Origin of the sequence: Croceitalea sp. MTPC6, assembly GCF_036985525.1 — a bacterium.
Classification (GTDB): Bacteria; Bacteroidota; Bacteroidia; order Flavobacteriales; family Flavobacteriaceae; genus Croceitalea.
Genome location: NZ_BTGR01000007.1, coordinates 42,388 through 54,747 on the forward strand (window position 1 = coordinate 42,388; position 12,360 = coordinate 54,747).

Consider the following 12,360-nt stretch of genomic DNA (forward strand, 5'->3'; position numbering starts at 1 on the left):
TTTGTTACGAACAAGTTTATCTAATCAAATGAATCACGATAATTCTATTTATTTGTCTGAAGCTTAAACATGTCTTAATCGGTAAAACTGAGAAAAAACATTTCTTGTTTCTGTGACTGTTTGTGTTTTCTTCATTTCTCTCTATTTGTATTAGGACCATAACTTACATAAAGATTTTGGCCGTATTTTTTGGTGGATATTTCCCAGTTTGACCAAGACTATTGGTTTTATGATTAAGATTTAATAGTATTAAATTAGGCTAGTTTTTTATTGAACTAGGATAAACTTTGCTTGATTTATGTAGTACAATCATCAAATGTCTCGAACGAATTAATTCGAACGAAGCCTTCCGAATCACTTTGGCCCACTTGCACTAACTCATTTCTCACAATAAAAAAAAGCGTCCAATAGTCTTTTCGATGCCTATAATTAAGATATTTTTCGATACAGTCTTAGCCTTTTGAAATCAAAAATCTAAGCAAATGGAGTCGTGCAAGAGATATATAATTGTTTGGTTAAAGCTAGAAAAGTTGGACACCCCTTCCTTTAATTCTAATATGATGGCCCTTACGAAAATAAGAAGCTGAATCTATTGAAGAACGCCGCGAATAATGAAAAGTTTCTAGAAGCCATATTCTTCTGGAGCCAAAAATAGTACAACCCAATCTACGGCATGACTGGGGCTCGAACCCTAGTTGTATGAATCTCATTGTCAAGAAGTTAGCTCTTAGTATTTTTAGTCACTCACCAATTTACTAACTGGAGAACAACTAGCATTTTAAATGAACTTATTTAAACACAAATATATAAAATGCTTCCTATCTGTGGCAGTATAGTTTTGACCATAGAGATTTCGGGACATTTATGATTGAAAATAGTTTTAAGTATCTATAAATAAGTAGGGGGAGTCATCCGTTCAGTATAGCATAATGAAATTAAAGTGCATAAATTTTTTAAAAATCTTCTGGAAAAAGCCAAAATGTCTCTCTGTATTAAATCAAAGAACACTCATACTGGTAAAAAGAGAGGGCGTCAAATTGTATTTAGTCCTGTCTAAAATGATGTCGGCGACCTATCATTAGGCAAGAAAACCCAAGGGGCGGATTACCTTTTATATTATTCAGCTACTTCCTTATAATGATGATTTAAAGGTAATTTATTCTATTTATGAATATCAAGAGTTAAGATGGAACTTTTAAGTTGTATGGATTTTGATCAACAGTTGACTTCTCGGCGCATTACCTATAAAAGACCATACACGACCAGAATTTTTTATTTAGATGGAGCTATTTTTTCTCTAGGTTTCATAAATCATTTTTATAAAGGACTTATATTTTTTACCGTAGTTACTAATCCACATTATATAATGATTACTTAGTTTTCTTAATTTTTCTCTCAACCTCATAATTCCATTTAGTAACATTAAATATACAAATTATTTACATAAAATTAACATTAAATTTACAAAAGAATTATTTTAGAATCCGGTAACTTTTAAGAATTTGTTGATTTCTTTCATACCAGAATCGTGACTAAACATCAGAAGAGGATATATTGCATTCATATAAACCGCTTCATTGTATAACATTTGTGTTAAATGATGGGAACGGAATAATTTCTACTTTCCAGTTGACTTGGGTGAATCCGTTCAGTAACGTACTAACCAAAAAAACAAATATCTTATGTATAAAACCTAATGTTAAAACTCTCAGGAATATTTACGCACGTAACTTTTATTAGAAACTAGTTTTTAACGAATTACCTCAATTATAGGATGTCCATTTGAAGAGCTGGGTAAAGGGATATCTAATAGAAAGGATAGGGTAGGAGCAATATTGTCTATGGTGTATCTTTTGTATGTGTTTCCATTGTCAATATTATGTCCGTACCATATCATAGGCACATGTGTGTCATTATTATAGGCTGTACCATGCGTAGTGCCATAATTTCTTTTGGGCATCCATCCATCTTCCAAATGAAATAGGATGTCACCTGATCTTTTGTTATTGTAACTGTTTTTAAAAAAACTATCTACCCCATAATTTGGATTGGCATCAATATTTGGATTATATACTTGTTTAACGCCATTCGTTTCACCAAGTATTTTCGAAGCTGTTTCTATGACAGCATTATGATTAACATCAGTTATATTTAAAAAGACCTGTGTTTTGTCTATGTGTATAACCCATTCGTTACTTCCAAACTTTTCTGACAACTTGGTGTTCAGAAGATTTTTGATTTCATTTAGATTAATAAATTTTCCAGGTAATCGGGATTCCCCTAAAAATAAGGGATTGTCGCTAGCACCATGATCCGCAGTAAGAAATACCAGATAATTACCTTGTCCAATTTTTTTATCCAGATAAGTCAACAATGTCGCAATATTATTATCCAATCGGATATACGTGTCCTCTATTTCTTTTGAACGGATGCCAAAGTTATGTCCTACGTAGTCGGTACTGGAATAGCTAATAGTCAGAAAATCAGTGCTGTTGCCGCTTCCCATATTTTCTCCTGAAATTGTGGCGATGGCCAATCTTGTCAACAAATCATTTCCAAAAGGGATTTGAGGTATCAAAGCATAATTGTTATTGTTTTGCCTTAGTTTTTTCAAGCCATACGGAAAGATTGCTTTTTTTTTACCGAAGTAAATTTTTTCATCAGGGGCGTCATCTGCCCCGCTATTGGTATATTTTTCGATGGGAATCTGAGGATTCCAGGTCAGGTTCAAAAGCGAATCCGGTAGTTGTCTCTTGTTAAAATATTTTAACCAGTTTGGTAAGGATTTTGCATAGTACGAACTAGTGATAAAGTTGCCTGAGTCCATATTGAACCAGAACGCGTAGTTTGCTAAATGCCCAGAGGGCAAGATAGCACCTCGATCTTTTAAGGAGATTCCTATGACCTTTGAACGACCGTACGAACTAAGTTTAAGCACATCTGTTATTGTAGTCGACTGCAAGTTTTTTGGAGATCTAGAAAAAATGGATAAACCAACAGTATCTTTTGTGGAGTCGACCAAAAAAACGTTACCGTCTTCCACACAATACATCATTTTTCTTTCCTTTCGACTATACCAGTCATTGGCAACTATACCGTGGTTTATTGGAGTGGTTCCAGTGAATATTGAAGCATGCCCGGGACCCGTGGCCGTAGGCACATAGTTATAGTGCATATTTTTGACCACAAACCCTTGTTTTGTTAATTTATTGAAGCCGTCCGTTCCAAAATTATCGGAAAATCTATAAAGGTAATCGGCCCGCATCTGATCAACAACTATCCCTATTACCAGTTTAGGCCTATCAATCGTTTGTCCAAAACTGAAAAGAGAAATTAATAATGAACAAAAGACATTCCATTTACGTATCATATTACCAATTTTTTAAGAGTATCAAGTCCAATTTTTACAAACTAAGCTTGAGCATTTTTGAATAGGATTAAATAGTTGTCCCTGATTTTCTGTAGAGCCATGGTCCTCCTTTTACACCCTTTTTAACTATACCGGTATTTTCAAGAAGTTCCAGTTGGGAAATCTTCTTTCTAAAATTCCGTTTGTCCAACTCTTCTTCCAGTATTGCTTCATAGAGGGTTTGTAACTCATTTAAGGTAAATGTTTCGGGCAACAGTTCACCAAAAATCATATTCTGACGCAAATTAAGCTTCACCATTTTATGAGCATCTTCCAATATTTGCCTATGGTCAAAACCAATGTTTTCAGGGAGGTTGTCAAGTGCAAACCATTTGACCTCAGTGACATCGATTTTTTGTTCTATTGGGTGGTCTTGTGGTTGCACCAAAGCATAAAAAGAAACCGTTACTACCCTCTTTACGTCATGCCTATCTAATGCGCTGTAAGATTTCACCTGTTCCATATGGACATTCTTAATCCCTGTTAAATAGTTAAGCACTTTTGAAGCGCAAGCTTCTACTGTTTCATAATCTTCCATAACGCCTCCGGGTAATAACCAGTAATCTTTTCTGAAGCCCACTGTTCTTTTCGTGAGCAACACCTTTAATACGCCATCGCTAAATCCGAAAAGGGCAACATCTGTAGTAATGCTGCATTCAAAAGATTGTTGCTTTACCTGAATATTTTCCAAGTCTGGATTGATTCGTTTCACCTTATTCAAGTTTTTATATAAAAAATAGCTGAACTTAAAAATAAATAATCTAGATTTGCTTTTGTGTATTAAATACACAGAATATTCAAAAGTAAAGTATTTTGGCTTCTGGAAGAAGTTTTATTTGCAAAACATTCACTAAAAAACTTAAAACATGAGTAAAGTAGTAGTGCTTACAGGTGCAGGCGGTGTGCTTTGTAGCACATTGGCAAAGGCACTTGCAAAAGTGGGGCATAAAATAGCCGTTTTGGATTTAAGAAAAGAAGCTGCGCAGGCAGTTGCTTCAGAAATAAAACAAGATGGTGGCATTGCCCTAGGCATAGCAGCGAATGTTTTAGATAAAGCTTCTCTATTGGAAGCAAAGAAGCTGATCAATAATACCTTGGGTTCCTGTGACATCCTTATTAATGGAGCAGGTGGAAACCATCCTTTGGGAACCACCAGTAACACCCATCTGCTGGAAGAAGATTTGCTAAATGACACTGATGGTTTTAAAACCTTTTTTGATTTGGATATAGAAGGAATTCGATTCGTTTTTGATTTGAATTTTATGGGAACCTTATTGCCAAGCCAGATTTTTGGTAAAGATATGATAGGTAAAAAAGGATGCAGTATTTTAAATATCTCATCCATGAACGCTTATACGCCACTCACCAAAATACCTGCCTATAGCGGAGCAAAAGCGGCCGTATCCAATTTCACACAATGGTTGGCCGTACATTTTGCAAAGGTGGGGATTCGGGTGAACGCATTGGCCCCTGGTTTTTTCTTGACCAACCAAAACCGAGCCTTGTTGACCAAAGAAGACGGTGACCTTACCTCTAGGGGACAGACAATTATTGAGCATACCCCGTTGGGCAAGTTTGGCGAACCAGAAGATTTAGTTGGGACTACCCTTTGGCTGTGTGGAGAAGGGGCCTCTTTTGTAACAGGGGTTATTGTGCCCATAGATGGTGGGTTTAGCGCTTTTAGTGGAGTTTAAACAGTAAAAACAGAACAGTATGAAACAGACATGGCGATGGTACGGACCTAAAGACCCGGTGAGCTTGAAAGATATAAAGCAAGCCGGTGCTACGGGTATCGTATCTGCATTGCATCATATTCCTAACGGGGAGGTTTGGACGATGGAAGAGATTCAAAAAAGAAAGAAAACCATTGAAGATGTAGGACTCACATGGAGTGTAGTGGAAAGTATTCCCGTGCACGAACAGATAAAAACACGAACTGGCAAATATCAAGAGTATATAGATGCTTATAAGGAAAGTATCAAAAACCTAGCGCATTGCAACGTCAATATAGTATGCTATAATTTCATGCCTGTGTTGGACTGGACACGGACAGACCTAGCCTATCAGGTTGAAGATGGTTCCAAAGCTCTTCGATTCGATATTGTTGCTTTTGCTGCTTTTGACCTCTACTTGCTTAAAAGACCGGGTGCGGAAAAAAGCTATCCCGCAGAAACCCGAAAGGAGGCGAAATTATATGTTGAGGCCTTATCCGAAGAAGATAAAGAGACCCTGACGAACAATATTATTGCCGGGCTCCCGGGAGCGGAAGAAGGCTACACCTTGAAGCAATTTCAAAGGGTATTGGACACCTACCAAGATATCGATGCCAATAAACTGAAGGAGCATTTGGTACTGTTCCTAAAAGAAATCATTCCTGTAGCGGAAGAGGCGGGTGTTTTAATGTGTATTCACCCTGATGATCCACCATATCCCATTCTTGGCCTTCCAAGGGTAGTAAGTACCGAAGCTGATTATGCCAATCTCTTTGAAGAGGTGCCAAGTAGGCACAATGGCATTACCTTCTGCACAGGTTCTTTGGGCGTTATTCCCGAAAACGATTTAAAACAAATTTTAAAGCGATTTGCTAATAGAACCCACTTTATTCATTTAAGGAGTACCAAACGAGATAGGAAGGGAAACTTTTACGAAGCTAATCATTTAGATGGTGATGTGGATATGTACACCGTGATTAAGGAAATCTTGATTGAAGAAAAAAGGAGGGCCAAAGAAAAGTATATGGATTGGGAGATTCCCATGCGTCCAGACCACGGCCATCAGATGTTGGACGATTTGAACAAATCCACCAATCCAGGGTATTCCTGTATTGGAAGACTACGCGGACTGGCTGAAATACGTGGATTGGAATTGGGTATCCGCAGAAGCATGGCCTTATGAATTTTAGCACAAAAGCTGTTTTTATAATGGACGATTTCCTGCTGGAAAACAAGCCTGCGAAGCAATTGTATCATGACCATGCGGCAAAAATGTCCATCATTGATTATCACAATCATTTGTCACCCAAATGCATCGCGGAAAATAATCCTTTTAATAATCTAAGTGAGGTTTGGTTGGCAGAAGACCATTATAAATGGCGCGCAATGCGGGCTAATGGCGTGTTAGAAAAGTACATTACCGGTAATGCAAGCGATGAAGAAAAATTCATGAAGTGGGCGGATACCGTGCCCTATACAGCAGGCAACCCTTTATTTCATTGGACGCATTTAGAGCTTGCTAGATATTTTGGCGTGGAAACCATCTTACAGCCCAATTCTGCGAAAGAGATTTATGGTAACGCTAATGAAATATTGGGCAAAAAGACTCCGAGGCAGTTATTGCAAGATATGAAGGTTGAAGTAATCTGCACTACAGATGACCCAACGGATAGTTTGGAGTACCATCAAATTATTGGTCGTACAGAAAGTTATACTAAGGCACTGCCAACCTTTAGGTCCGATAATCTGTTTTTAATCGAAGAAGATACTTTTATAGACTATCTGAATACCCTATCATTGGTCTCCGGTATTGGGATTGATGATTTTCAAGGTTTTTTGAATGCCATTGATGCTAGAGTTGATTTTTTTGAAAAACACGGCTGTAAACTATCGGATTATGGGGTGGGTGCGCCTATTGAAATAGTCGATTTCACTTTTGAAAGTGTTGCAGGCATTTTTAAGCTACGACTTAATGGGAAAGCGATTTCAGCATCGGATATGAATCAATATAGAAGCTTTCTCTTTTTCTATTTAGGAAAGAAATACCATGAAAAGAAATGGACACAGCAATACCACCTGGGTGCAATCCGAAATAACAGTAGGCGCTTGTTGGAGGAAGTTGGCTCAGACGTGGGTTGTGATTCCATAGGAGATTATAAGTTTGCGTCACCTATGTCCAAACTATTTGGTGGCTTGGATGCCGAGAATACCCTGGCCAAAACCATTACTTATAATCTTGATCCATCGCAAAACGAAGTATTTGCTACCATGATGGGCAATTTTAATTCGGGCAGTGTACCATGTAAAATGCAATGGGGTTCCGGTTGGTGGTACTTAGACCAAAAAGACGGGATAGAAAAGCAATTGACCACCTTGTCAAGTATTGGGCTTTTGAGTCGATTTGTAGGTATGCTTACGGATAGTAGAAGCTTATTGTCATTTCCAAGGCACGAATACTTCCGACGAATCCTGTGCAATTTTATTGGAAATGCCATACACAAGGGAGAATTACCCAACGATGTATCGTTTTTTGGGGAGATGGTACGGAATATTAGTTATAATAACGCCAAGAATTATTTTGAATTTGAAACATAAGCTGCTTACATATAAAACACTTTTGCTATTTGCAGGCTTACTCTCGTTACTTTCTTGTGGGCAAGAAGGAGCAACAAAAACATTGACCTTTGCCCATAATTTACCACTGGGACATCCGGTACATAAAGGTGTGGAGGCTTTTAAATCCCATCTAGAAACCATTTCAGAAGGGAAGCTAACGCTAAAAATTTACGCCAACGGGCAACTAGGTTCTGAGCGTGAAGTTTTAGAATTGCTACAAATAGGTAGTATCTCTATGACAAAAGTAAGTGCGGCAGCCATGTCCAATTTTGTGCCAAAATATCGGGTTTTGGGCATTCCTTACTTATTTCGTAACAAAGAACATCTTTTTAATGTTTTAGAAGGTGAGACCGGGGAATTATTGCTTGAAAAAGGAACGGCATCATGGTTGCGTGGTCTTTGTTTTTACGATGCTGGAAGCCGAAGTTTTTATACCAAAGACAAATTCATAGAAACTCCCGAAGATTTAAACGGGATGAAAATAAGGGTCATGAGCGATAAGATGTCAGTGGCCATGGTAGAAGCCTTAGGGGGGTCGCCCACGCCCATGTCTTTTGGGGAACTATATACTGCCCTGCAACAAGGTGTGGTCGATGGTGCTGAAAACAATGCTCCTTCATTTGTCACCTCGCGTCATTTCGAAATTTGCAAGTACTACAGTCTAGATGCTCACAGCTACGTTCCTGATGTAGTTTTAATGGGCACCAAATTTTTGGAACGCCTCACGGAAGAAGAAAAGGAATGGGTGTTCAGTGCAGCTAGACAGTCTGCCCAAGATCAAAAGGTATTTTGGAAAGCTGCCGAAGACGAAAGCATGGATATTTTAAAACAATCTGGCGTAAAATTCATTACTCCCGATAAATCATTATTCGCAAATAAAACCAAGGGCATAAAACAAGGGTTCACAAGGGATAAGGAAATGCAGCTTCTTGTGGATGCTATTGAAAAAACGGAATAAGCATTACTATTTGTAAAAAGGTTGAAGGACCTAATTTAAAAAGCAAGCATGGAAAAAACATTTGCAATTATAACATTGGTCTTAAAAACTGTATTGATCACAATATTCAGTGTTTTGGTGATTGATGTGCTATGGCAGGTTTTTGCTCGATATAGTATTGGCAAACCAAGTGCTTTTACAGAAGAACTGGCACGATACCTTTTGATATGGTTAGCCATTTTAGGAACCGCTTACGTCAGAAGCTATAAAGGGCAAATGGCCATAGACTACCTGTACAACAAATTGAATCCCAAAAAACAGGCTTCTCTGAGTCTTTTCATTGAAGTTGCAATAATACTGTTTGCGCTTTTCATTATGGTTATAGGTGGTACCAACCTTATGTACATTACTCTAAAACTGGGACAGATATCGCCTGCTTTGAACATTCCAATAGGATATATCTATAGCGTGGTTCCTATAAGTGGTTTCATAATTATTTTTTACGGTTGCTACCATTGCTGGAATCAATTGAAAAGTAATAAAAATACCCATTTAAGTGAAGATCAAGATCTATCAAAAATGAATTTGTAATTATGGCTATAGCTGGAGTAGTTTTTCTTTTTGTAGTACTTTTTATCCTATTACTTTTAAAAGTACCCGTGGCCTATAGTGTTGGTATTGCAACCACATTGACTTTACTTTTTTACCTGCCTGCCCTACCAACGATAACGACCATAATGCAGCAAATGACCACGGGTATAGATAGTTTTGCACTCTTGGCCATTCCATTTTTTATATTGGCGGGTGATATTATGAACCGTGGTGGTATAGCCAATAGGCTTATAGATTTCTCCAAATCTTTGGTGGGTAGCTTACCCGGTGGTTTACTCTATGTGAATATCTTATCGGCAATGTTCTTTGGAGCCGTTTCTGGTTCGGCAGTTGCTTCAGCATCCGCTATTGGCGGTATATTGAGCAATCGTATGGATAAGGAAGGTTATGAAAAACCTTTTAGCGCATCTGTAAACATTACCTCTTCTACCGTGGGTCTTGTAATACCACCGAGTAATATATTAATTGTTTTTGCTTTGGCAAGTGGTGGTGCAGCTTCTGTGGAGGCTCTATTTCTTGCCGGTTATTTACCAGGAATGTTACTTGGATTGGGATTAATGCTCGTGGCCGGATACTTTGCCGTAAAACATAAATTCCCAAAAGGAGATCGTATTCAATTTAAAGTGTTGGTGAAAGACTTTACTAGGGCCTTTCTAAGCCTTCTTATGATTGTCATCGTTGTTGGTGGTATTGTAATGGGTGTTTTTACGGCCACCGAAGGTGCTGTAATTGCCGTATTCTACGCCTTACTTTTAGGTTTTTATTACAAACAGATAAGTTTTAAAAAGCTGCCTGAAATCATACTGTCCAGTGCAAAGACTACCGCAATCGTTATGTTTTTGATATGTACTTCCATGGCCTTATCCTGGTTGTTTGCCTATACTAGTGTGCCAGAACTTATTTCGGATAACCTATTGGGAAATTTCAGTAATCCAATCGTTATTTTATTGATTATAAATATCATCTTATTGCTTGTTGGGACTTTTATGGATATTACGCCTGCCGTGCTAATATTTACCCCTATTTTTTTACCCATAGTTACAGGTATGGGCATACATCCCGTGCATTTTGGAATCATCATGGTGATAAACTTGTGTATTGGGTTATGTACACCCCCCGTAGGCACTTTACTCTTTGTGGGTAGCGGTGTAGCGAAAATTGAAATAACCAAGGTCATAAAGCCAATTCTACCCTTTTTGGCGATTATGATAACAATGCTAATGTTAATTACATACATACCAGAAATAGCTTTATATCTACCTAAGCTATTCGGGGTGGTTGAATAAATATAAAATCAAGAAAATGAACAAAAAAGTAGTGACATTTGGAGAGATTATGTTACGATTGACGCCTCCAGGATTTTTAAGGTTTTCACAAACAAACAATTTCGATGCAATTTATGGGGGTGGGGAATCCAATGTAGCCGTTTCACTTGCTAATTATGGAGTTCCGGTTGACTTTGTGACACGTTTGCCAAAAAATGATATTGGGCAATGTGCTCTCATGGAAATGAGAAAAAGAGGCGTCGGAATCGACAAGATAATTTATGGAGGAAATCGCTTGGGCATTTATTTTCTCGAGACGGGCGCAGTGAGTAGGGGAAGTAAAGTTGTATATGACCGTGCGCATTCTGCAATGGCAGATATAGAAAAAGGCATGATAGATTGGGAAACGGTTTTTGATGGTGTGGAATGGTTCCATTGGACCGGGATTACCCCGGCAATTTCACAAGGTGCAGCAGAGGTGTGCTTGGAAGCATTGAAGGTAGCAAGTGAGAGAGGCGTTCTCATCTCTACGGATCTTAATTACAGGGCTAAACTTTGGAATTACTGTGATGATGCTCAGCGAGAAAAAATCATGACCGAACTGACTTCTTATTGCAATATTATATTAGGAAACGAAGAAGATGCTGAGATGCATTTTGGTATAAAACCCGATGGACTAAATGTACAGACTGAAGGTCAAAATGTTAAGGCAGAAGTTTTCCTTTCTGTCTGCAAGCAGATGATGGCTAAATTTCCGAACGCCAAAAAGGTGATAACGACTTTAAGAGGTTCTATTTCCGCTTCGCATAATACATGGGCAGGGGTGTTGTACGATGGAAAAAAGATGTATCATACAAGACAATACCAAATTACCCATATCGTGGATAGGGTAGGAGGGGGAGACTCATTTATGGGGGGGCTAATTTATGGTTTGTTGGCCCATCCTGATGATGACCAGAAGGCCCTTGATTTTGCAGTAGCAGCTTCTTGCTTAAAGCACACAATCAAAGGGGATGCCAATCTTGTAACAACCAGTGAAATAGAAAAATTAATGGGTGGTGATGCATCAGGCAGAGTCGCGCGATAAACATTAAGAGATGTCAGAATTTTCAAGAATTGAGGTAGCAAGAGTGATGCGACAAACAGGTCTAGTACCATTGTTTTACCATCCGGATGTAGCACTGGGTAAAAAGGTATTAAAAGCTTGCTATGACGGGGGAGCAAGATTGATGGAATTTACAGCACGAGGTGATTTCGCCTTTGATGTTTTTTCGGAGTTGAACAAGTATGCCCGGAACAAACTCCCTGAAATGATTATGGGTGTTGGTTCCATAACTGATGCTTCTGCCGCTTCGATGTATATGCAAATGGGAGCAAACTTTATTGTTACGCCTTCCTTAAGGGAGGATATTGCTCTTGTCTGTAATAGGAGAAAAGTACTTTGGTCTCCTGGATGCGGTTCCTTGACAGAAATAAACAAGGCTGAGGAAATGGGTTGCGAAATCATAAAGCTTTTTCCTGGTTCTACCTATGGCCCTGAGTTTGTCAAGGCTATATTGGGACCACAACCATGGACAAGCGTTATGCCTACGGGTGGGGTAAGTATAGAAGAATCCAATTTAAAGGCGTGGTTTGATGCCGGAGTGTCCTGTGTGGGCCTAGGTTCAAAATTGATTTCAAAAGAACTTCTATCCAACCAGTCTTTTGAGCAACTTGAATTGACCGTGGGCAATACTTTGAAGATAATTTCCAAAGTACGAGGTGATAAATAGGGGTGAATGGAGGAGTTTTTATTTCGCCAGGTATAGC

Annotated in this window: 10 protein-coding genes; 8 read left to right on the forward strand and 2 right to left on the reverse strand. The window is 38.4% G+C overall.

Annotation, left to right across the window (positions count from 1 at the left end):
* Positions 1 to 1,750: 1,750 nt before the first annotated feature.
* Together pafA and AACP56_RS13085 are read right to left on the reverse strand one after the other, a co-directional pair.
* Positions 1,751 to 3,370 carry an alkaline phosphatase PafA gene (gene pafA, locus AACP56_RS13080; RefSeq protein WP_339335200.1) on the reverse strand — a complete coding sequence of 540 codons (1,620 nt, stop codon included), beginning with the start codon at positions 3,368 to 3,370 and terminating at the stop codon, positions 1,751 to 1,753.
* 67 nt (positions 3,371 to 3,437) lie between these two features.
* Positions 3,438 to 4,121: an NUDIX hydrolase gene (locus AACP56_RS13085; protein WP_339335198.1), complete on the reverse strand. Its 684-nt coding sequence runs from the start codon at positions 4,119 to 4,121 to the stop codon at positions 3,438 to 3,440.
* 154 nt (positions 4,122 to 4,275) lie between these two features.
* Between AACP56_RS13085 and AACP56_RS13090 the strand changes: the two genes are divergently transcribed.
* From AACP56_RS13090 to AACP56_RS13125, 8 genes are read left to right on the forward strand one after another with little or no spacing between them, the layout of a single operon-like run.
* Complete coding sequence (locus AACP56_RS13090; protein WP_339335196.1) at positions 4,276 to 5,103, forward strand: SDR family oxidoreductase; 828 nt, start codon at positions 4,276 to 4,278, stop codon at positions 5,101 to 5,103.
* A 19-nt stretch (positions 5,104 to 5,122) separates the two neighbouring features.
* Positions 5,123 to 6,304, forward strand: a complete 1,182-nt coding sequence (gene uxuA, locus AACP56_RS13095) for a mannonate dehydratase (RefSeq protein WP_339335194.1) — start codon at positions 5,123 to 5,125, stop codon at positions 6,302 to 6,304.
* Positions 6,305 to 6,330: 26 nt separating this feature from the next.
* Entirely contained in the window at positions 6,331 to 7,716 is a 1,386-nt protein-coding gene (uxaC, locus tag AACP56_RS13100) for a glucuronate isomerase (RefSeq protein WP_339335192.1), read from the forward strand.
* Positions 7,706 to 8,695: a TRAP transporter substrate-binding protein gene (locus AACP56_RS13105; RefSeq protein WP_339335190.1), complete on the forward strand. Its 990-nt coding sequence runs from the start codon at positions 7,706 to 7,708 to the stop codon at positions 8,693 to 8,695. Before uxaC ends, AACP56_RS13105 begins: the two co-directional genes overlap by 11 nt.
* 48 nt (positions 8,696 to 8,743) lie before the next feature.
* On the forward strand, positions 8,744 to 9,265 hold the full coding sequence (locus tag AACP56_RS13110) for a TRAP transporter small permease (RefSeq protein WP_339335188.1): 522 nt from the start codon (positions 8,744 to 8,746) through the stop codon (positions 9,263 to 9,265).
* A gap of 2 nt (positions 9,266 to 9,267) precedes the next feature.
* Positions 9,268 to 10,572, forward strand: a complete 1,305-nt coding sequence (locus AACP56_RS13115) for a TRAP transporter large permease (protein ID WP_339335186.1) — start codon at positions 9,268 to 9,270, stop codon at positions 10,570 to 10,572.
* A gap of 16 nt (positions 10,573 to 10,588) precedes the next feature.
* The gene (locus tag AACP56_RS13120; RefSeq protein WP_339335184.1) at positions 10,589 to 11,638 is read left to right on the forward strand and encodes a sugar kinase; all 1,050 of its coding nucleotides are present in this window, start codon (positions 10,589 to 10,591) and stop codon (positions 11,636 to 11,638) included.
* 10 nt (positions 11,639 to 11,648) lie between these two features.
* Positions 11,649 to 12,323 carry a bifunctional 4-hydroxy-2-oxoglutarate aldolase/2-dehydro-3-deoxy-phosphogluconate aldolase gene (locus AACP56_RS13125; protein WP_339335182.1) on the forward strand — a complete coding sequence of 225 codons (675 nt, stop codon included), beginning with the start codon at positions 11,649 to 11,651 and terminating at the stop codon, positions 12,321 to 12,323.
* Positions 12,324 to 12,360 lie beyond the last annotated feature (37 nt).

What these genes read in the sequence shown, in the direction of transcription:
- uxaC (WP_339335192.1), top strand. Translation starts at nt 6,331, where the DNA reads ATGGACGATTTCCTGCTGGAAAACAAGCCTGCGAAGCAATTGTATCAT.
- AACP56_RS13125 (WP_339335182.1), top strand. Translation starts at nt 11,649, where the DNA reads ATGTCAGAATTTTCAAGAATTGAGGTAGCAAGAGTGATGCGACAAACA.
- AACP56_RS13115 (WP_339335186.1), top strand. Translation starts at nt 9,268, where the DNA reads ATGGCTATAGCTGGAGTAGTTTTTCTTTTTGTAGTACTTTTTATCCTA.
- uxuA (WP_339335194.1), top strand. Translation starts at nt 5,123, where the DNA reads ATGAAACAGACATGGCGATGGTACGGACCTAAAGACCCGGTGAGCTTG.
- AACP56_RS13110 (WP_339335188.1), top strand. Translation starts at nt 8,744, where the DNA reads ATGGAAAAAACATTTGCAATTATAACATTGGTCTTAAAAACTGTATTG.
- AACP56_RS13090 (WP_339335196.1), top strand. Translation starts at nt 4,276, where the DNA reads ATGAGTAAAGTAGTAGTGCTTACAGGTGCAGGCGGTGTGCTTTGTAGC.
- AACP56_RS13120 (WP_339335184.1), top strand. Translation starts at nt 10,589, where the DNA reads ATGAACAAAAAAGTAGTGACATTTGGAGAGATTATGTTACGATTGACG.
- pafA (WP_339335200.1), bottom strand. Translation starts at nt 3,370, where the DNA reads ATGATACGTAAATGGAATGTCTTTTGTTCATTATTAATTTCTCTTTTC.